Below are 20,133 nucleotides of genomic sequence, written 5' to 3' on the forward strand. Positions count from 1 at the left end.
GCTTAGCCTAAGTGGAACATGTCAGGATAAAGTGCAGAAACGAAAAAGGAGCCCAAGGCTCCTTTTTTACGCTTATCTGATCCGTAGATTAGAAAGTGTAACCTACGCTGACCATATAAACCCATGGGTTTATATCGGTGTCGATAACTACAGTGTCACCAGATAATTTAAACTTCACATCGCTGCTAATTTGCGCGTACCACACTGAAGCGTTCACTAACCAGTTTTTGTTAACCTGATAGTCAACACCCGCTTGTGCCGCTAAGCCCCACGAAGTGCTCATGCTCAAGTCAGTTAACGCACCATTTAAATCGTTGGTGAACTCATTATCGAAGAAGTTAGTGTAGTTCACACCAACACCCACGTATGGACGTAATTTAGACTGTGCATCACCAAAGTAGTACTGCGCCACTAAAGTGGGTGGCAAATGTTTAGTTTCGGCAATCTTAGTGCCACCCAAAGAAACGTCATGGCTGAATGGCGTAGCCGCTAATAACTCTACCCCAAAGTTATCTGTCAGCATGTAGCCGAAGTTCAAACCCAATTGAGTGTTATTGCTAATTTGGAACTCGCCCTTACCCGCCACATCATCACTTGATTCGTTTGGCGCAACAACCACAGCACCCGCACGAACGATAATGTCACCTGCTTGGTGAGCCGATACAGTAGCAGAAAAACCAGCAGCTAAAAGGGTGGCAGCGATCAGTGTAGAAACAGTGTTTTTGTTCATCATCATACTCCATATGTACAACATAGGTTTTTGTTTTAAATTACATCCTTAACAATTGACGCTTACACTGCCAGAGAAGCGCGACCACTTTATTGATCCAAATCAAAGTGAATGAGCAATACTCACTTCTAGGTACTGCACATGGGAGCTGAATCACGAAATTCAAACATTTATCGACAGTACACCTTTGTTTTCTGTGAGCTAAGTTCTTTATTAGTCATCACTAATGACTACAGCAAGAGGTAGAGAACATTAGTAAAATAAACATTTAAGTAATAATAAAAAGCACTTAGCTGAGGGGATTTGGCCATTAAGTTCAAATTGATGGGACTAGATGAGGAAGAATAGAAGCAGAAAACGGCCGAACCTAAACGGCTTAAGGATGATCCCCATACTGTTAGCGGTCTTAATTAGTGAGTAACTCAATTGAGTAGCTAAATTACATGGGACGAATTGAGTCAGATGCTTGAGTCGATTTAGGAGTGAGTGAGAGATAAAGTGGGTGAATGAGAAAATCAGCTTGTGCGGTAACACTCAAGCAAAGGATACCGAGTGAGCCACCCCTTAGTCGCAACTCTGTGTTCAAACACGGATAATGATCGCTTTGGATTAGCACTCAGTTTGAGTGCAAACAAGGAGTTCAGCCCAAAGGGAGCCACCAGCTCAATATCATAAGACGCGGGATGATTTTTCATCCCAACACAAGTCTGAGTCTGATCATCAGATTCTGTATCGACAGCTTGATAGCTTACCCCGATTGCGGTTTCAAGCTCTGGCCAATAGGACATAGCATCAACACAAGATGTGTAAGCCATGTCTTGATTTCGAACATGCATGCGCGCCTGATTCTTCACCGACCAAGGTAACTCAGGGGCAAGCTGATTGAGATAAGTTTCAATTGCCAGATCCCGCTCGGGGCTGATATCTAAAGGGCAAAAATAGATCAGATCGATATCGTTCAGTGGACTCAACTCAAATCCGTGCAAGCGATCCCAGACTAGATTACGGACAAATCCCGCCGCAAGGCACCACTGCGGCATTGAGTGTATTCTGGCGCATTGAAGCGCGAGTTCAAGCGCCCTCACCCGCTCGCAGTCTTGAGCTATCCATTCGAGTAATTGATGCTTTAGTTCTGCTTCACTCATTGCATCATTCATAACATTACTCTTAACATAATCGTCCGCTTCAATGTCAGATATAAGCACGGGAATGACATTCGGCTTACTCCACTTCGCCATCGGTTTCTGAGCACTTTACGACCCCATGACAGAGTAGAGAAACGAGACTATAAATAGGTACCATTACCGCAAAACAAATCCAAAACCCATAGACATCTTTGTCTAGCAAATTAACGCTAACAGTAAAGATGGGCATGAACAGTAGCATCCATTTAATTACATTGAGTTTGTACCGTATTGGCTTATCACAGTGGCAGCAGCGTCCTTCCTTAATCGGCACATCCTTAGCGCCGAGTTTACCTTTGCAATACGGACATTTTTTACTGAAAAGCATTAAAACCCCATCACTAAGATAAGACTTGCAAAGCAAGCCTCATGATCCATTCTTTCTATTTGTAAACGCTTCATCAGTACGATTCGTTACACCGCATCCGCTTGACGCTCTGGGGCCGCATCGGCAAAGGCTTCAAGCTGATTACATTCAGCCCACACGCGCATGATATTGGGATAAGGCGTTAAATCCACATTAAAACGCTGGGCGTTATACACCTGCGGCACTAAACATAAGTCGGCTAATGTCACTGTATCTCCAAAGCAATAACGACCACTGTGCCTAATCAACAATGTTTCTAAGGCTGCAAAACCACTCGCAACCCAGTGGTGATACCAAGTATTTTTAGCCGCCTCATCGACCCCTAAGGTTTGGGTTAAATACTGTAATACCCGCAAGTTGTTTAATGGATGAATTTCACAGGCTACCGTGAGCGCCATGGCGCGCACATGGGCACGTTCAAGAGCCGATGCAGGCAATAATGGGGTTTGTGGATGTATTTCATCGAGATATTCAATAATGGCTAAGGATTGCGACAAAGCATCCATATCTAACTCATCCAACGTTAAGGTTGGCACTAACTCGAGCGGATTTAGTGCAGTATAAGCCGCTTTATGCTGCTCGCCGCCATCACGTACAAGATGCACTGACAACTGCTCGGCTGAAATCCCCTTAAGATTGAGGGCGATGCGAACTCGGTACGCCGCGCTTGAGCGCCAATAACCATAAAGTTTCATATTTTCATATCCTTATAAAAGTCAGTATAAAAACGGGGCAATTAAGCCCCGTTAGTTTGAGTCGATGTCGCCCTTTAAGGGAAAGCTTTAGGCTTTGTATTCAACCACTTTTTGATCGATAGAACCGAAAATCGTTACATTGTTGTCATCAAGCATTTCGATGCGAACAGTGTCGCCAAAACGCATAAATGGTGTAGTGGCTTTGCCTTCGGCAATCACTTCTAACATACGTTTTTCCGCTAAGCAGCTAGAACCTGCGCTACGGTCATAGTTAGAAATAGTACCAGAGCCAATAATCGCGCCAGCGCCCAATGGACGGGTTTTCGCCACATGTGAAACTAACTGACTGAAATTAAAGGTCATATCGACGCCCGCATTCGGACGACCAAATAACTCACCGTTTAAATGGGTGATCAACGGTAAATGCACTTTAGAATCTTCCCAACGGGCGCCCAGTTCATCCGGCGTCACTGCTACAGGTGAAAAACTGCTCGATGGCTTAGATTGGAAGAAGCCAAAGCCTTTTGCCAACTCACCAGGGATTAAGTTACGCAGTGACACATCGTTGACTAACATCAACAATTTAATATGCTTAGCCGCATTGTCGCTGCTCACGCCCATAGGCACATCATCGGTGATGATCGCGATTTCAGATTCGAAATCGATACCCCAGTCTTCACTCGCCAGTGGAATATCGGCTTTAGGGGCAATAAAACTGTCTGACCCACCTTGATAGAACAGCGGATCTGTCCAGAAGGTTTCTGGCATTTCTGCGCCGCGAGCCTTACGGACTAGCTCAACGTGATTCACATAAGCGCTGCCATCGGCCCATTGATAAGCACGCGGCAGTGGCGACAAACACTTAGCTTCGTCGAACGCTTGGGCGCTATCTAACATGCCTTCATTTAACGCGTCGTACAATTCTTGCAATTGCGGTTTCAGTAAATCCCAACCGTCGAGTAATTGCTGCATAGTGTGGGCAATAGCAGGAACGGCAACCGTTTTCGTGAGATCGCGGCTAACTAACATCAACTGACCATCGCGGCGACCATTGTTATAACTTGCAAGTTTCATATTGGCTCCAGTGCTTCTAAGGCTAGGCGTACAATTTTATTGTGCTGGAAAACGCGCGGCGTCATCCAGCTTATATTCGGCGATTTTACTCGGACTTTTTGACTCATTAAGGGCGCACACGTTACGCAGTCCGCGCCAACAAAGGCATGCCCTTTTGCTTGCTTTAACGTATTTGTTGCGCGTAGAAATACCCGAAGCTGACGCAGATTCCTATAGCGTGACCCAAATCACATTTGGGTCAATTATTTCACATTTCGTAAACTAATCATTACGTTTATAACCTAGTTGCCGCTTATCAATATCTCGGTAAGCAATATGCCTGAAAAGTCGGCAACTAAGTGGAACGATACTGTTACATCTATCGCGTCAAGCTAGCAGGACACGGCTTAACGACGCTTGGCTATCTTGTACTCACGCAGTTTATTGGCAATAGCGGTGTGCGACACCCCGAGCTTTTTCGCTAACTGCCGAGTGCTCGGATAGGCAGGATATAATCGGCGCAATAGACTCGCCTCAAACTGCTTCATTGCATCGTCGAGATTGCCTTCAAACTCATTGTCAAAGTAACCAAAACCTTCGGCGTAGGAGGGTAATTTTAATTGTTCGACCGTCAACTCAGCCGAACCATCCCACATAGACACTGCCCTAAATACTGCGTTTTTTAATTGGCGTACGTTACCTGGCCAAGCGTAGGTGAGCAAATGATCGCGGCACTGGGCCGAAATCCGCCGCACAGGGCTAGATAACTGTTGGCTGTAATGTTCGAGGAACATTTCCGTCAGTGGAATGATATCGACTTTACGCTCGCGCAGTGACGGTATGTGATAACTCAGCACATGGATGCGATAGTACAAATCTTCCCTAAACTCACCAGTCTGGCACAGTTCGGCTAAATTCTTCTGGGTTGAGCAGATGATTCGCACATCGGCGCGGACTTCCTCATCACCGCCAATACGTCTAAAGGTGCCATCTTGCAATAGCCGAAGCAGCTTAACTTGGGCGGCCTTGGACATTTCCGCAACTTCATCGAGAAATACTGTGCCGCCCTTGGCTTCTTCAAAGAAACCCCTTTTAACGACTTTACCTTGGCTGACATAACCGAATAATTCTTCTTCGGCGGCGCTGTCGGGCAGAGCGGCGCAGTTGATGGCGATAAAGGGTTTCTCGCGGCGCATGCTGGCATCGTGGCTGGCTCTGGCCATTAATTCTTTGCCAGTACCCGTTTCACCTGTGATCAATAAAGGCGCATCGAGCTGGGCCATACGCCGCGCTTGCTTTAGCACTTCCTTCATTTTGTCACTGCTGGCTAATACATTTTCAAAGCCAGTGGTTTGGTTCTGCAGCGCGTTAAACTGTTTTCCAACCCGCGCGGGGGATTTTAGCGACACCACAGCGCCAACTAAGATGGTTTTTTCATCTTCATCTGGCAGGTAAATCGGCAGCATTTCGGCTAGATATTCGTTTGGGCCGATTTGTACCCTCGCCGCTTGCGGTAAGACTTGGCTTTCACTCAACCAACGGCTGAAATTAAAACCTTGCACCCAATGATTGAGCGACTCTTCGAGCACTTCGTGCTCGCCCATGCCGATATTGAGCAAGGCGGACTCGTTAACGATACGAATACGTGCTTTAGCATCGATGGAGAAAACGGAGTCGGGTAAGGTTTTGAGCAAGGTTTTAAGGGCGTAATGTTCCTGCTCTGAGGGCATAAACGACACAGTACGCACATCGTGGACACTTTCCACTTTGCGGATCTGCGGCATCAAGGCACTTAAGGTTTCAAAACTGATTTCGGCAAATTGTAAGTACAGGAATCCTTGGTTACTGGCATTAATGGCAATTAAATTAATACCATAACGCTCTAACACGACTAAGATATCTTTGGCTAAACCAACACGATCCTGACAGCTGACTTCCAAGCGCATAATGACTGATATTCCCTTTTTTGATTCGAATTTTGGGGATAAACCGTGCAGAGCTATTTTTCGCCTTGAGCTTTACAACAAAAATGACGCTTGCTAGGCAAGTCGTTACCTTAACGAAAACGTCAGCGATGAGGGGAAATAGCAGAGCCCATATACGTTAGAAGGTTAAACAGAAAGTGGCAAGCCTAGTTTACAGTTGAATTGTAACAGGAAGAAAAAATCAGCATCGAAAAATAGATTAAGATGCTGATTAAATTGATTAAATAATTAACCTAGTAACTGGTCTGTCTTGGCGGCCATGATGAAGTCATTCTTATGTAGGCCCTTAATAGAGTGTGACCACCAAGTGACGGTTACTTTGCCCCATTCAGTGAAAATGCCTGGATGATGGAATTCTTCTTCCGCTAAATCCGCCAGCTTATTCGTGAATGCCATCGCCAGTTTAAAGTTTTTAAACTTGTAGACACGCTCAAGCTGCATTACGCCGTCACGCACTTGCACGCCCCAGTCGGGGATCATACGAATAAGTTCGGCCAATTCTTCATCGGTCACTTTTGGTGCATCGGCTTGGCACGCTTCACATTTCATATTCGATAACGCAGTCATACATACTCCTGTTGGCAACATTGGTAGGGATTTTCTGTTGCACTTTACTCATTTTCTATTAATAACTTAAATCGCATGACTCAATATCAGATGGCTAAATTAGATGCCAGCCAAATAACGAGTCAACTCATCAACCGAATCGTGACTTAACTCGCCTTAGCTTTTGGCGGAAACTTAGGGGCAAATAAACCTAACTGACGCGCCTTAGTGACATAAGCCATAATGTCCATCTTGGCAATTTCATCCAGCATATCAATGTGCTCAATCACATAATAAATCGGCTGCATAATGTCGATGCGATATGGGGTTCGCAGCACATTCAATAAATCAAAAGGTTGACGTTCTGGCGCGTCACTTTCCATTGCATACAAGGTTTCACCGGGTGAGCTTAAAATGCCGCCGCCATAAATACATAAGGGACCATCTTTTGGCTGTAGTAAACCAAACTCAACCGTAAACCAGTACAAACGCGCTAAAAATACCCTTTCCTCTTTGCTGGCATGTAAACCTAACTGCCCATACATGTGAGAGAAATTGGCAAATGAAGGGTTGGTGAGCAAAGGGCAGTGACCAAAAATCTCGTGGAAGATATCTGGCTCTTGCAAGTAATCAAACTCTTCCTTACGGCGAATAAAAGTGGCCACTGGAAACTCTTTATTTGCCAGCAGTTCGAAAAAACGGCCGAAGGATATCAGCGCAGGGACCGCCGCCGTTTTCCAACCAGTGGTCGCTTGTAATACCGCATCAATTTCGGCAAGTTGCGGAATGCGATCCTTTGGCATCCCTAAGGCATCGAGCCCTTGCAGATATTCCTTGCAGGCACGACCAGGGAGATTAACAGCTTGACGGGCGTAAAGCTGACGCCAAATATCGTGTTCTTCTTGTGGGTAATGGATAAACCCAGTGTCATCGGCTCTGCGAGCGATGTACTCTGTTCCTTTCGTCATAATCTTCACTCGGTGGCTAACACTCATGGCTCCATAGTGATCTAAGGCTTTAAATTTGTTAACTCCCTCACACTTTATTCTTGTGCCGCCACTGTGACGTAAACGTAAAGCAAATATTACAAGGTCATTAAAATCACCCTGTTGCTGCACGCCATGGGTGCTGGATTAGATCCACTGTGCTACCTTTGCTAAAACTTATGCCCGAATTTGCCGTTAAAATACTTAGATTTCCTCAATTTTTTAGTGTTTGTAAATAGCTTTTCTGTGTAGGTCATTTACAATATTGGCCATTAATCGCATCTCCTTGACCTAAAAGGTTCGCAATGAAACAACATCAAATTCGTAAAGCCGTTATTCCCGTCGCAGGCCTAGGCACTCGTATGCTTCCAGCGACCAAAGCGATTCCAAAGGAAATGTTACCTGTTGTCGATAAGCCATTGATCCAATACGTGGTCAGTGAAGCTATCGCCGCTGGGATCAAAGAAATTGTCTTAGTGACCCACGCCAGTAAAAACTCTATCGAAAACCACTTCGATACCAGTTTCGAATTAGAAGCCCAACTCGAGCGCCGTGTTAAACGTCAGTTACTCGAAGCCGTGCAATCTATCTGTCCTAAAGACGTGACTATCATTAGCGTGCGTCAATCTCAGGCGAAAGGATTAGGCCACGCCATTTTGTGTGCAAAATCTGTCGTCGGCGATGCACCATTTGCAGTATTGCCGCCTGATGTGATCATCGATGAAGCCAGCTGTGATCTGCGCCGCGATAACTTAGCCGCTATGGTTACCCTGTTTGATGAAACCCAAGTGGGGCAAATCATGGTTGAAGGCGTGCCACACAATGTCGTTAACCAATATGGTATTGCTGATGTGAATGGCCATGATTTACAACCTGGAGAATCAGAACCATTAGTCGAACTGGTTGAGAAGCCAGCCGTGGATGAAGCACCATCTAACTTAGCCGTTGTAGGCCGTTATGTGTTACCTGCCAGCATTTGGCCGTTACTGGCTAAAACCCCTGCAGGCGCGGGCGATGAAATTCAATTAACCGATGCAATCGCTATGTTAATGAAACAAGAAACCGTAAATGCTTACTACATGGAAGGTAAGAGTCACGACTGTGGTAACAAACAAGGGTATATGCGCGCGAACGTTGAATACGCCCTGCGCCACAGCGAAATCGGTGAAGATTTTGCGCACTATTTAAAAACCGTTGTAAAAGGGATGAAGTAATGACGATTTTAGTGACCGGTGGTGCTGGCTATATTGGCACCCACACAGTAGTAGAACTGCTCAATGCTGGTAATGATGTGATTGTATTGGACAACTTGTCTAATTCAAGCATAGAAGCCTTAAACCGAGTCGAGCGGATCACTGGTAAATCGGTTACTTTCTATCAAGGCGATATTCTCAATAAAGCGTTATTGCAGAAAGTGTTTAACGATCATGCTATTGATTCCGTTATTCACTTTGCGGGATTAAAAGCAGTGGGTGAATCCGTCGCTAAACCCCTTAAGTATTATGAGAATAACGTCACAGGAACTCTTATCCTCTGCCAAGTTATGGCGGAGTTTAAAGTGAAAAATCTCGTTTTCAGCTCATCGGCTACTGTGTATGGCGATCCTGCAAGTTTACCTATAACCGAAGACTTCCCCACTGGGGCGACCAATCCCTATGGCCAATCTAAATTGATGGTTGAACATATACTGGCAGATGTACACAATGCCGATCCGAGCTGGAATATCGCTCGTCTGCGTTATTTTAATCCGGTTGGCGCCCATGCCAGTGGCTTAATCGGCGAAGATCCTAATGATATCCCTAACAACTTAATGCCCTTTATTGCGCAGGTTGCTGTGGGTAAACGTGCCGCCTTAAGTGTGTTTGGTGATGATTATCCGACTCATGATGGAACTGGCGTGCGTGACTATATCCATGTGGTGGATTTAGCCAATGGCCATTTAAAAGCACTGGCAAAATTGGCCACTAAACCGGGTCTGGTCACCTATAACTTAGGCACAGGCCAAGGATATAGTGTTTTAGACATGGTTCATGCCTTTGAAAGAGCCTGTGGTAACACCATTGCCTACCAAATTGCGCCACGTCGTCCGGGTGATATTGCCGCCTGCTACGCCGATCCCACCCACGCAAGGGAAGATCTTGGCTGGCAAGCAACACATACGCTAGAAGATATGGCCAACAGTAGCTGGCATTGGCAATCGACCAATCCCAATGGTTACAACGGCTAACAAATTGAATGGCTTGTGGAAATATCCCAAGCCATTTTTCTTTATCACTGTGAATATACCCATCACTTTAAATAACTAACCGTTCGAGGAGCAACATGACTCAAAGTATTAATCACAGTCGTCGTAACCTCTTTCGCCGTCGTAAAGATAATGCCTTAAGGCCACCTTGGGTGCGCGATGATATCGAGTTCACCGATGTGTGCACGCGCTGTTCAGCCTGTATTGAGGTGTGTGAAACGCAGATCATCATCAAAGGCGATGGTGGATTTCCTGAAGTGTCCTTTAAGGACAATGAGTGTACTTTTTGTACACTGTGCGCTAAGGCTTGCCCTGAGAATATCTTCGATTTAGCCCAAATACCTTGGTCGTATCAAGCCCATATTCAAGAAAGCTGTTTAACCTTTCAAGGGATCTGGTGTCAAAGTTGTAAGGATGCCTGTGAGCCTAGAGCCATCAGTTTTGAGTTCAATATTGGTCAAGCTCCACGTCCGCAAATAGACCTTGAACTTTGTACCGGATGCGGCGCCTGTGTGGCTCCCTGCCCTAGCAAGGCTATTGAAATAACCCGACCGACTTAATGCAGCAAAGCCATCACATTAACCCATACAGAGCTGTGCATATCATCGATTTTACGCTAGTATCGCGCCTCTATTGAACTCTGTTAATCCCTTCTCGAATTAAGTTAATTTATGATGATGTTTGTAAAAAAACTGTTCTTCCCCCCTAAAAAAAGTCCCTCTTTTAGTTTTATTTCTCGAGGCACTAAACTCACGGGGAATATTGAATTAACGGGCGATGTGCTTGTTGGCGGTGATATCCAAGGTCAACTGCTTTCTGAGGCTAATATCACTATAGAACAGGGCGGTACGATTCAAGGCGAAGTCAAGTGCCATGAGTTTGTCGTGAACGGACACTTCAAAGGCAGACTCATTTGTGAACGCTTAGTGATCCAGCATAATGGTGTTGTCGATGGCGAAGTGGCGAGCACTTCAATGCAAATTTTTGAGGGCGGCCAGTTTATTGGCATGCGGATTAAAGAAGATGCACCAACCATTTACTCCCATGCAATTGGCCACTCCCCTGTAACAGCCAATGGTAACTTATCGCACGTACAAAACGATGTTATAGAATCTCGCTAAAACAGCGAATAAATGATGCTCGCAAGCTCACCCACTTAGGCGAGCTTGTATTTTTAACGCATTATTTGCTCGATTTTTTTAATACCCCGACTCAAAACCCTTACCAGCCAAATAACTGCCTGCGAAATAGCACCCTTTACAATAGTTAAATAATTGTTATTTTGCCGAGAGTGATCACAGTTAATCCGCACGACTGCTGTTAATCTCACGGCTAATAGCGATGTTAGGGGGATAGCAAGGAGCAGAGTCAGGGCCACAGAATGCCCCTAATAACCCCGCAAAAAATAGTTAAGACTCATATAGGGCAACATACAAAATGAGCAACGTATTACTCAAACAAATATGTGAACTCGATGTTTTTACCTTACTGGTATTTAAAAGTATTTTCGACACTGGGCACGCGAACAGTGCCGCCAAAGCGTTGGATGTTTCTGCACCGAAAATCAGCCGTTGTCTCAACGCATTACGCCTGACCTTTAACGATGAACTCTTCTATCGCCGACAACAGGGACTAAAACCCACTCCTTTAGCAGAAAGCCTGTATGTGGCGATTTGCCAGTTTACTGAATCAGTTTACCACCTCGAACAATCTGCAACTCAGATACAAAATGCAGCCATCAATGCCGATTTACCACTACATATCGCCGCCTGTAATGGGCTATTGAGCTTTTTAGCGCCGCAATTAAGCACGCCTGAAGTCGCCCAAGCATTAGGACAAATACGTTTACATAAATGGCAGGAAAATAGCGCAGAGTTAATTCACGCAGGTGCACTGGATTTTGGCATCACCTTAGAAAGCGCTGAAAATAAAGAATTAAGTTACACCAAACTTGGCACGATCAATGGTGTCTACATAGTGGCGGCCAAACAACATCCTCTGTGGCAAATTGAAACTGACATTAGCTTAGAGCAAATTTGTCGCCATCCATTTCTATTTATAGAAGTTAAAGGCTTTAACAGTAAAATTGACCCCTTAGAATTGTTTTGCCAACGCAAAGGTATCTTACTGCCTGCGGTGGAGAAAGTTATCGACCGAGAGGAATGGTACGCCCATTTACTCACCATGAAGAGCGTGGCTTTCTGTTCCAGCATTGATATGCACACAGTAAAACATATGCCCGGATTACACTTAGCACGCTTAAATGATAAAGAACTCAACAGACTTCACGATTCTATGATGGCGCCGCAATATTATCTTATTGAAAAACCAGCAATTCATCGACGTTACAGTCAGAGTCAAAGCGCGCTTGTCGTGCGTTCCTTACTTGCCGCACTCGATCGCGCCCGCTAACGCGAGACAATCAGCTCCGCCAAGCTCGTGGACATAACATTCACTAAACCTTGTTTATACCATTGCGATGATTCGATGTTAAACGGGGTTTAAATAGAGAGATGCCGAAGTTTAAAACATCAAAATTTCATTGGTATGTTATCTCTTAACAATACTTATCCTCAGATTACATTACCGCCTCTTTTCCCCTGTGCTTTGATGATCTCAACGTCCATTCCATCACTGAGATTTAGGCCATCTTAACCTCAAGCATTTTGCTTAACTGAAAATGAATTCATGGCTGAAGCCCAAGTTGAAAAATAAAAATTGTGATGTTCATCATGGCTTTCCGGCTAAATTTCATTATTTAAAATATCAAAATGCAAATTTTAGAATTTCCATCTACGGGTGTTAAATCATCGTTCACATATCAGATACAAACTTGCAAATACCACTTTATAAGTAGGTGAATCCTCCTATATTAGAGGCACTGCACACGCAGTCTTATAGAAAGAAAAAGGGACGCGATGATGAAAAACTACAATAAATCTCTACTGGCACTGGCTCTCGTCAGTACCTTAAGTCTTACCGCCTGCGGGGACGGAAGCGATGGTCAAGATGGGGCACCTGGCACACCAGGTACACCCGGAACACCAGGCACTCCCGGAACACCAGGTACTCCGGGAACCCCTGCGGGATCCTTCGCAACGACTGCTCAATCTATTACTGATCTGGCTTTCACTTTAAGTCCAGCGGACATTAAAGTAACCAGCAGCGAAGGCTTTAGCGTTAAATTTACTATGACGGGAAAAAATGCAAATAAAGATGTTCCTTTTACAGGACTCGATAAAATTGCAATTTATTCCTTAACAGCAAATGAAAATACCTCAGGTACTGGCGCGCCCGTTCAATGGCAAAACAATGCCATGGCGAACGCCGCAGGTACTTCGCTGACTTGTACTCTAAATGGTCTAAACGGTACTAAAAACGCGTGTACTTTAACCGAAGATACAACAACACCAGGCACTTATACTGCAACTTGGGCACATGATGGCGCAGCGCCAATCATTAATCCCAATGATAATCCAAATGCGGTACACAGAATATTTCTACGCGCTTACAACGTCACAGACAGTGCAGGCGTAGCCTTATCTGACAAGATTTTATCTGTACCCGTTGACTTTATCCCTGCCACTGATGAACTTGCATCATCAGGTAAAGATACCGTCAGTAGCGCAGCTTGTGAAAAGTGTCACGGTGAAGCAGATGGCCATATCGCCAATATTTCAGCCCACCATAACTACCAAGGCGTTAAAAATTGTGTGACCTGCCATAACCCAGATCAAATCCCAAGTGATGCAGATCTAGCCGCAGGTTTAATATTTGACTTTGCACCTATGATCCACAGGATCCACTCTGGCGCAGAAAACGCAGCAAACTTCGATACGAGCAATAATACCGCTAAAGAATGGAGTGAAATTGGCTTCCCATCTGATCTGAAAGAATGTACGACCTGTCATACTACAGACCAACCTAGCTATAACACTATTTACGCCCAAGCTTGTGTAGGCTGCCATATGACAGTCAACTTTGCGACCAGTGAAAACCACTCTGAATTTGCCTTAGCTCAAGCAGATGATACTCAATGTAGTTCTTGCCACGGCACAGGTAACTTGTCGCCTGCGGTGGTGCATAGTGTCGGTAAACGTGCAGAGTATGCTTCTCTGTTCAAAGTTGACTTCACCAGTGCTACAACAGTTCCATCGGCTACTCTAGGCATGAAAACCTTAACCTTAACAGCCAATGTCACCTTAAATGGTGCGCCAATTGCTGATGGTACATCGTTAAAAGCCTACAACGCGACCACTAACCCAACAGCGATGTTTGTCGCTAACGGTCTATTGATCGGTAATGTGGCCTCTGACGGTACTGTGTACTCTTGGAGAGATGTTAAACCTGCAGCAATCAGCCTGAAACTGGAAAACGGTACGCTTGCTGGTGGCGTGTTAACTATCGTTAAAGATATCCCAGATGCGCAAGCTGTGGGCACTCTCTACGTAGGTTCAGAAGCCAACTTCTGTGCTAAAGCGGGTAAAGTGGTTAGCTGTAATACTCCAAGCTTAGAGTTTGGTCCAACTAGCCCTATCGGTAACGAAGCTGCAGTGAAATTCTATAGCCCTGATGGTAACGCAGTCACTAAAGCCCGTATGGCTGATCCTACTCGTATCACAGTCGCAGAAACTAAGTGTAATGCTTGTCATGGCACCTTAGATTATGCAAAAGGTTCTAGACACGGCGCTTACACCTTCGACCAATGTATGCACTGCCATAACGACACCACAGGCGCTTCTGGCCACGGTGCAACTGGCTATAAAGGCGATGATGGTAAGTTAGTTGTTAATCCTGAAGTGACCTTCAATAACAAAGACCTATTCACAGTTGCTCACCGTTTCCACAGCGGTAACTTCGGTGTAGTAGAAGGTATCTTCCGCGATGCGAAAGGTGGTTTGTTCGGTTATCCTGCTGTTGAAACAGATTGTGCGGCTTGTCATAAAGACAATGCCAAACTGTTTGCAACTGACGGCGGTTTAACTTCAGGCAAACGCTCAATCAAAGTAGGTGCTTACTACATTAGCCCAGTAGCTGAATCATGCCGTAGCTGTCACGCTCACTCTGATGCAGCGGCTGTCGCTCACTTTAGAAGTAACGGTGCTGTGGTTGAAGCTGACGCAATGACAGATCCTAACTTACCAGTAGAATCTTGCGCGACCTGTCATGCTGAAGGAAAAACCTACGGCGTAGATAAGGTACACGCAGAGGTAGCACACTAGTACTAGTACCTTTGGGTTGCCCCTGCACAACCCAAACTTCATCTCTGCAACTCATTGGGGACCCTTAGGGTCCCCTTTTTTATTGCCGATTATCTTCACCAATCCGTATTAATAACTGCGATAAAAACTTAATCCGCTAAGCGACTGGCTTGTGCAATACGTTGTCTAAGCAGCTTAATAAAGTCCTTAGCTTCTCTGTCCAAACTGTCGTGGGGAATATACAAGTGATAACCTAAACGCGTGTCTAACATCACGCAGCGATGCCCAAACATCGCCAATACACCGCGATAACGATCCCCTTCTATCACCAAAGGACCAAACTCTGCGCCGAGATAAATTTCTAAAGTCGCTAAGTCCGCATCTTGCGAGGCTGCAGTCACCAATAAAGGCCGCTGCTCGGTTAATAAGCCTGTCGCTAAACGCAGGGAAATATTGTCCAAAATAGGATTTAAGTGTTTTAACTTAATACCTAAATAAGATAACTCTATGGTATCTAACCCATTAGTCACCCGCGGGATATCGACCCTTTGAATATTATCCCAATCGATAGACACTTTGCCGCGGCGATGAAAATAGGTCAGCCCCTTGTCATCTAGTGCTAGAGTCGTTTCCGGCTCATACACCTTGGCTAAACCGAGAATTAATGAAATCGCGCCCAAACTAAAAAACATCAAACCAACAGCAAACAAGGCCGACCATGTCAGAAACAGCCCAAAACCCAGCAGCAGACTTAAGCCGCCTAGCCAAGTTAAGGTTAACCCATTTCGTTTTGATAAAGGACGCACAGACACACTTTCTGACTCAATTGTCATTGTTCATCTTCCTGTTAACACTCACTCTCTTTAGACCGAACTTAGCAAACCACATCTTTAACTTACGGCCTTTATCCATAACCACAAACGGCCAATGTATTCGTGAATCGCCCGCTGAGAAGCCACTAGATTATCCGCCGTCAAACGCCACCAAAAATCATCTCTCCCAATAAAATCCGTTGGTGCGGCTTCAGGATGTAAACCTTTAGCGGTGAAGATAGCCATCGCCCGTGGCATATGAGTGGCCGATGTGACTAAGCGAAAGGGCTCCTCCCCTAACTCCCACTTCAAGTATTGCGCTTCTTCTATCGTATCTCGCGCTAAAGGGAATTGAATGATCCGACGTTTATCAACGCCCAGTTCAACTGCGGCATTCGCCATCATTTCAGCATGGGAAACCTGCGTGAGTTCGCCGCCCCAACCGCTGACAATCAATTTACATTCTTGGCCTAAATGAAGCTGCCTGACGCCTTCACTCAGTCTTGCAAGCGCTACTGCAGATAAGGATTGCACCGCAGTCGCGCCTTGAATATCCGAGTGTGCCGAACCTAATACCATCACAAAACAAGCGCCAGCGATGGGCGTAGAATTAATAGGGTAAGCCGCTTCTAATGGCCGCACTAAGGTATTTACACTCAGTTGACTGCTTAAAAAGAGTAAGAGAAAAAAAGCGCAGGATACTAAGTATTTCGCCATGCTCCGACGGCGCCATACCAGAAAAGAAATCAATAATAACAATAGGATAAAGGGAATCGGCATTATCCCTTGTGAAACAACTTTCTTAACCCAAAACATGATGTCCATGCCAAGCAACCCAAAGGAGCGCAATCATAGCATCAAAATACGGCGAAACGCACAGCAGATAACATTAGCCCAGCGTTTTGCTGGGCTAATGTTTATAAAACGTATAAGCCATTAAGGATTGATCTCAAAGCCGAATAAGCTCACTAGATGAGTACAGATATCCAAGCGAAGATTACTTTTCCCACAACCAAGCGGCACCGCGCACTCCCGATGAACAACCGTATAGATTCTGCACCACAGGCGTATGACACTCACGCCCCACCACATAATGGGCCAGCAATGCCGGTAATCTTGGGTAAATCGCCGCGACATTCGACATTCCGCCGCCCAGCACTATGGCATCGGGATCGAGCATATTGATCACATGGGCGAGTGAACGAGCGAGCCTATCCATATAACGATCAAACGCAGCCACCGCAATAGCGTTACCTTCATCGACTAACAACATAATATCAGCACCTGATTTGGCAGCAGTACGCACTGTACCTGCAGCCGTCAAAGCCGCATTATAATCACGCACAAAGCCAGTGCCGGAGATAAAGGTCTCGATACAATCGGGATTGCCACAGAAACATCGGGTGGTATTGAACTCTTCCTTGGTCATCCAAGGCAAAGGATTATGACCCCATTCACCGCCGATACCATTACCACCGCCATGAACTTTGCCGTTAATTGCCACACCCGCGCCACAACCAGTACCAATAATCACGCCAAACACCACAGATGCACCAGCGGCAGCACCATCGACCGCCTCAGATACCGCAAAGCAGTTGGCATCATTGGCAACCCGCACTTCACGCTGCAACAATTCCCCTAAATCCACATCGAGGGGATGACCATTGATCCACGTCGAGTTAGCATTTTTGACTAAACCTGAATAGGGCGATACCACACCTGGAATACCCACGCCGACAGTGCCTTGCTCGCCAAGAGTCGCTTCTGCTTCCTTAACTAAATTGACAACCGCAGCAAGCGTGCCCTGATAGTCACGTGGCGTCGTCACACGTTTGCGAAATAGCTCATTACCTTCATCACTCAGTGCGACTAATTCTATTTTTGTTCCGCCTAAATCGACGCCCATGCGCATCATGAATTACTACTCCAGTGTTTAGCCCGCCCTTTCATCAACGAATATCGATGCTAGGCGGTTGTTATTTCACCCAGCCTGGGGCTGTGGCAATAAAATAAGGGTTTAAAATGTCAGGTTTTTGATTATAAGTTAATGGTTCACCTGACTCATAACAGACAACTGTGCCGCCTGCACTTTCGAGTACAGCTTGCGCCGCTGCGGTATCCCACTCGCTAGTTGGTCCCAGTCTGGGGTACAGATCGGCACTGCCTTCTGCCAACATACAAAACTTAAGCGAGCTACCCACGCTTAAGATGTCATGCTCGCCAAACTGTTGTAAATATTGCGCTAAACCTGGGCTCAAGTGCGAGCGACTGCCAACAATCATCGGCATTTCGCGTGGCGTATTGGCGCCCAATAAGGGGCTCTCTTGACCCGCTTGTTGACGCCATGCACCTAAATGCTTAGCGCCGTAATAATAGGTATCGAGCACAGGCGCATAAACCACACCTGCGATAGCAACCCCTTGATGAATAAGCGCAATATTGACGGTAAACTCGCCATTGCGCTTAATAAACTCCTTAGTGCCATCTAAAGGATCAATCAACCAATAGGTTTGCCATTGACGACGCACGTCCCACGCAATATCCGCCGCTTCCTCAGACATAATAGGAATACCGACAAACTGCTGCGCCAATGCCGCCACTATCATGTGGTGCGCGGCTAAATCGGCGGCCGTCACGGGGCTATCGTCACCCTTGTGGCTCACCGAAAAGTCATCTTGACCATAAACCGTCATAATGGCATCGCCCGCCGCTTTGGCAATCGCGACCACTTGCAATAGATCTTGTTTGGTCAATGTCTGTGCTATTGTCGTCTTGTTTGTCACTGAAACTTCCTTAATGCATTAAATATCTTGGCATTATGCCATTGTCATCCAAGGGGAATTTAGAACAAATTCATCATACATCAAGCAAAATAGACTAAGACTCGCGGCCTAAACCACGGCACACAAAACCACAGATTAACAAAGTGATTACGATACTAAGGCAAGCCATCGGCGCTGAGAAGGGGCTTGAGTCCAGCTGCATTCGTATTCACAGCCTATGTTTTCATATTGATAGTCTACATATGTCGCTTAAATCTGATTATTGGCGGGCTTATGGTTTTCGACAGCATTAAACGCTGGATAACGTAAACGCTTAACGCCTGATTAAAATTGCCTAAAGCAAAATGTGAGTCACACTCAATATCGTCAAGATAACCGCCGCAACATGCGATTCAGTTGCTGACACCAATCTTGCCACTCGATTTGTTCAGGCATCGACAGTGCATTATGGGCCACCAAAGTGGAGCGTAATTTACCACTGTTCAACACGCTATAACTCGGCCTTTTTGCCAAACTCACGCCGCGGTTTAATGCCTGTTTAGCGTAATCAGGACTGGTAATTGGCTGGATGACCACAGGTTGACTTAACAAATTAAGCGCTAGGGCTTGTCGCTGGATTTCACAGGCAAATTCATACCAACTGCATTGGCCTTGAGCGCTGTAATGGAATACGCCCGAGCGCTGCTGCATGACTAATTGCCAAATCACCTTAGCGAGTGCATCACTCCATGTTGGGCAGCCGATTTGATCGACTATCACCTGCAAGCTTGGCTGAGTACGCATCAAGTTGAGCATGGTTTTGACAAAATTATGCCCATTTTGACCGTAAAGCCATGAGGTGCGAACAATCGTTGCCCGCTCACCCAAGACCGCCAATACCTTCTGCTCACCGAGCAACTTACTCTTGCCGTAAGCAGACAACGGCTCGGGAGCATCGAGTTCAACAAATGGCCTTGGTAAATGGTTTGGATTTGAATTTGGAGCTAAGTCAGGGTTTTGATGCTGTTCAAAGTCAGCTTCTCTAGCATCACTTACAGCACGTTCAGTTGCATGGGCAATACCGCAAACAGCATGACCACCAAACACATAATCGCTCGACACATGCAGCAAGCGGGCGCCCGACAGTAAACATTGCTGCGCCAATAACTCAGGGCCGAGTGCATTCACCCGATTCGCTTCAATAGCATCATGCTCAGCAGCGTCGACCGCATTATAGGCCGCGCAATTGATCACCCAACTGGGTCGATAATGAGCAAATACGGCAGCAATATTGGCGGCATCGGTAATGTTTAACTGACTGCGATTTAGCGCATAAAGCTTCAGTGGCGCGACTGTGTTTGCGCTCGTGTTTGCACTTGTGCTGCTATTTAGGGCTAGCTCGACAATATCGGCAGCGACTCTCAGCAAGGCCTCTGCGAGCTGACTCTTAGCGCCCGTGATTAACACCACTTGAGGAGTGTTAGCGTCAGTGGCTCTTGCCGCCCCGCATTGAAGTGGCGTCACTTTAGTTGCCACTATTTTCATCACGGATCAACAGCATGGCTCA

General features: G+C 45.9%; 19 protein-coding genes. 7 read left to right on the plus strand and 12 right to left on the minus strand.

Annotation, left to right across the window (positions count from 1 at the left end; all coding sequences use genetic code 11):
• Nucleotides 1-88: 88 nt before the first annotated feature.
• Nucleotides 89-733 (minus strand): outer membrane protein OmpW, encoded by a 645-nt coding sequence (gene ompW, locus K5Q99_RS00990; protein WP_220775760.1) that lies wholly within the window; start codon nucleotides 731-733, stop codon nucleotides 89-91.
• A gap of 512 nt (nucleotides 734-1,245) precedes the next feature.
• Nucleotides 1,246-1,887, minus strand: a complete 642-nt coding sequence (locus K5Q99_RS00995; protein WP_220775761.1) for a nucleotidyltransferase family protein — start codon at nucleotides 1,885-1,887, stop codon at nucleotides 1,246-1,248.
• Between the two features lie 215 nt (nucleotides 1,888-2,102).
• On the opposite strand from K5Q99_RS00995, the gene K5Q99_RS01000 reads away from it, so the two are divergent.
• Complete coding sequence (locus tag K5Q99_RS01000; RefSeq protein WP_220592493.1) at nucleotides 2,103-2,264, plus strand: hypothetical protein; 162 nt, start codon at nucleotides 2,103-2,105, stop codon at nucleotides 2,262-2,264.
• Between the two features lie 64 nt (nucleotides 2,265-2,328).
• Here K5Q99_RS01000 and maiA read toward each other — a convergent pair whose 3' ends face one another.
• The 5 genes from maiA to phhA all read right to left on the minus strand — a co-directional run bounded on the left by maiA (nucleotide 2,329) and on the right by phhA (nucleotide 7,528).
• On the minus strand, nucleotides 2,329-2,976 hold the full coding sequence (maiA, locus tag K5Q99_RS01005) for a maleylacetoacetate isomerase (RefSeq protein ID WP_220775762.1): 648 nt from the start codon (nucleotides 2,974-2,976) through the stop codon (nucleotides 2,329-2,331).
• 87 nt (nucleotides 2,977-3,063) lie between these two features.
• The gene (locus tag K5Q99_RS01010) at nucleotides 3,064-4,050 is read right to left on the minus strand and encodes a fumarylacetoacetate hydrolase family protein (RefSeq protein ID WP_220775763.1); all 987 of its coding nucleotides are present in this window, start codon (nucleotides 4,048-4,050) and stop codon (nucleotides 3,064-3,066) included.
• 386 nt (nucleotides 4,051-4,436) lie between these two features.
• A complete protein-coding gene (gene tyrR, locus K5Q99_RS01015; protein ID WP_220775764.1) occupies nucleotides 4,437-5,975 on the minus strand; it encodes a transcriptional regulator TyrR in 1,539 nt (512 codons plus the stop codon).
• Nucleotides 5,976-6,242: 267 nt separating this feature from the next.
• On the minus strand, nucleotides 6,243-6,581 hold the full coding sequence (locus K5Q99_RS01020; RefSeq protein WP_106650051.1) for a 4a-hydroxytetrahydrobiopterin dehydratase: 339 nt from the start codon (nucleotides 6,579-6,581) through the stop codon (nucleotides 6,243-6,245).
• Nucleotides 6,582-6,727: 146 nt separating this feature from the next.
• Complete coding sequence (gene phhA / locus K5Q99_RS01025) at nucleotides 6,728-7,528, minus strand: phenylalanine 4-monooxygenase (RefSeq protein WP_220592490.1); 801 nt, start codon at nucleotides 7,526-7,528, stop codon at nucleotides 6,728-6,730.
• 323 nt (nucleotides 7,529-7,851) lie between these two features.
• Between phhA and galU the strand changes: the two genes are divergently transcribed.
• From galU to K5Q99_RS01055, 6 genes are all read left to right on the plus strand, one after another.
• Entirely contained in the window at nucleotides 7,852-8,760 is a 909-nt protein-coding gene (gene galU, locus K5Q99_RS01030; protein ID WP_220775765.1) for a UTP--glucose-1-phosphate uridylyltransferase GalU, read from the plus strand.
• Entirely contained in the window at nucleotides 8,760-9,773 is a 1,014-nt protein-coding gene (gene galE / locus K5Q99_RS01035) for a UDP-glucose 4-epimerase GalE (protein ID WP_106650048.1), read from the plus strand. Before galU ends, galE begins: the two co-directional genes overlap by 1 nt.
• A 95-nt stretch (nucleotides 9,774-9,868) precedes the next feature.
• Complete coding sequence (napF, locus tag K5Q99_RS01040) at nucleotides 9,869-10,351, plus strand: ferredoxin-type protein NapF (protein ID WP_107946976.1); 483 nt, start codon at nucleotides 9,869-9,871, stop codon at nucleotides 10,349-10,351.
• Between the two features lie 111 nt (nucleotides 10,352-10,462).
• The gene (locus K5Q99_RS01045; RefSeq protein WP_220775766.1) at nucleotides 10,463-10,912 is read left to right on the plus strand and encodes a bactofilin family protein; all 450 of its coding nucleotides are present in this window, start codon (nucleotides 10,463-10,465) and stop codon (nucleotides 10,910-10,912) included.
• A 316-nt stretch (nucleotides 10,913-11,228) separates the two neighbouring features.
• On the plus strand, nucleotides 11,229-12,203 hold the full coding sequence (locus K5Q99_RS01050; RefSeq protein ID WP_220775767.1) for a LysR family transcriptional regulator: 975 nt from the start codon (nucleotides 11,229-11,231) through the stop codon (nucleotides 12,201-12,203).
• Nucleotides 12,204-12,709: 506 nt separating this feature from the next.
• Nucleotides 12,710-15,013 (plus strand): OmcA/MtrC family decaheme c-type cytochrome, encoded by a 2,304-nt coding sequence (locus K5Q99_RS01055; RefSeq protein ID WP_220775768.1) that lies wholly within the window; start codon nucleotides 12,710-12,712, stop codon nucleotides 15,011-15,013.
• Nucleotides 15,014-15,141: 128 nt separating this feature from the next.
• Here K5Q99_RS01055 and K5Q99_RS01060 read toward each other — a convergent pair whose 3' ends face one another.
• The 5 genes from K5Q99_RS01060 to K5Q99_RS01080 form a co-directional block, all read right to left on the minus strand.
• Nucleotides 15,142-15,825 carry a DUF2982 domain-containing protein gene (locus tag K5Q99_RS01060; RefSeq protein ID WP_220775769.1) on the minus strand — a complete coding sequence of 228 codons (684 nt, stop codon included), beginning with the start codon at nucleotides 15,823-15,825 and terminating at the stop codon, nucleotides 15,142-15,144.
• 57 nt (nucleotides 15,826-15,882) lie between these two features.
• Nucleotides 15,883-16,584, minus strand: coding sequence for a YdcF family protein (locus K5Q99_RS01065; RefSeq protein WP_220775824.1), 702 nt, complete (start codon nucleotides 16,582-16,584; stop codon nucleotides 15,883-15,885).
• Nucleotides 16,585-16,801: 217 nt separating this feature from the next.
• Entirely contained in the window at nucleotides 16,802-17,719 is a 918-nt protein-coding gene (mak, locus tag K5Q99_RS01070; protein WP_220775770.1) for a fructokinase, read from the minus strand.
• 61 nt (nucleotides 17,720-17,780) lie between these two features.
• The gene (cysQ, locus tag K5Q99_RS01075; protein ID WP_220775771.1) at nucleotides 17,781-18,587 is read right to left on the minus strand and encodes a 3'(2'),5'-bisphosphate nucleotidase CysQ; all 807 of its coding nucleotides are present in this window, start codon (nucleotides 18,585-18,587) and stop codon (nucleotides 17,781-17,783) included.
• A 366-nt stretch (nucleotides 18,588-18,953) separates the two neighbouring features.
• Nucleotides 18,954-20,111, minus strand: a complete 1,158-nt coding sequence (locus tag K5Q99_RS01080; RefSeq protein WP_220775772.1) for an SDR family oxidoreductase — start codon at nucleotides 20,109-20,111, stop codon at nucleotides 18,954-18,956.
• Between the last annotated feature and the right edge of the window lie 22 nt (nucleotides 20,112-20,133).

Source organism: Shewanella hafniensis, assembly GCF_019655335.1.
GTDB lineage: Bacteria > Pseudomonadota > Gammaproteobacteria > Enterobacterales > Shewanellaceae > Shewanella > Shewanella hafniensis.

Coding starts and splice junctions, on each gene's coding strand:
- K5Q99_RS01060 (WP_220775769.1), bottom strand. CDS start 15,825: ATGACAATTGAGTCAGAAAGTGTGTCTGTGCGTCCTTTATCAAAACGA.
- maiA (WP_220775762.1), bottom strand. CDS start 2,976: ATGAAACTTTATGGTTATTGGCGCTCAAGCGCGGCGTACCGAGTTCGC.
- K5Q99_RS01045 (WP_220775766.1), top strand. CDS start 10,463: ATGATGATGTTTGTAAAAAAACTGTTCTTCCCCCCTAAAAAAAGTCCC.
- phhA (WP_220592490.1), bottom strand. CDS start 7,528: ATGACGAAAGGAACAGAGTACATCGCTCGCAGAGCCGATGACACTGGG.
- galU (WP_220775765.1), top strand. CDS start 7,852: ATGAAACAACATCAAATTCGTAAAGCCGTTATTCCCGTCGCAGGCCTA.
- K5Q99_RS01080 (WP_220775772.1), bottom strand. CDS start 20,111: ATGAAAATAGTGGCAACTAAAGTGACGCCACTTCAATGCGGGGCGGCA.
- napF (WP_107946976.1), top strand. CDS start 9,869: ATGACTCAAAGTATTAATCACAGTCGTCGTAACCTCTTTCGCCGTCGT.
- K5Q99_RS01020 (WP_106650051.1), bottom strand. CDS start 6,581: ATGACTGCGTTATCGAATATGAAATGTGAAGCGTGCCAAGCCGATGCA.
- tyrR (WP_220775764.1), bottom strand. CDS start 5,975: ATGCGCTTGGAAGTCAGCTGTCAGGATCGTGTTGGTTTAGCCAAAGAT.
- K5Q99_RS01010 (WP_220775763.1), bottom strand. CDS start 4,050: ATGAAACTTGCAAGTTATAACAATGGTCGCCGCGATGGTCAGTTGATG.
- galE (WP_106650048.1), top strand. CDS start 8,760: ATGACGATTTTAGTGACCGGTGGTGCTGGCTATATTGGCACCCACACA.
- K5Q99_RS01055 (WP_220775768.1), top strand. CDS start 12,710: ATGATGAAAAACTACAATAAATCTCTACTGGCACTGGCTCTCGTCAGT.
- mak (WP_220775770.1), bottom strand. CDS start 17,719: ATGATGCGCATGGGCGTCGATTTAGGCGGAACAAAAATAGAATTAGTC.
- K5Q99_RS01000 (WP_220592493.1), top strand. CDS start 2,103: ATGAACAGTAGCATCCATTTAATTACATTGAGTTTGTACCGTATTGGC.
- K5Q99_RS01050 (WP_220775767.1), top strand. CDS start 11,229: ATGAGCAACGTATTACTCAAACAAATATGTGAACTCGATGTTTTTACC.
- K5Q99_RS01065 (WP_220775824.1), bottom strand. CDS start 16,584: ATGCCGATTCCCTTTATCCTATTGTTATTATTGATTTCTTTTCTGGTA.
- ompW (WP_220775760.1), bottom strand. CDS start 733: ATGATGAACAAAAACACTGTTTCTACACTGATCGCTGCCACCCTTTTA.
- K5Q99_RS00995 (WP_220775761.1), bottom strand. CDS start 1,887: ATGAATGATGCAATGAGTGAAGCAGAACTAAAGCATCAATTACTCGAA.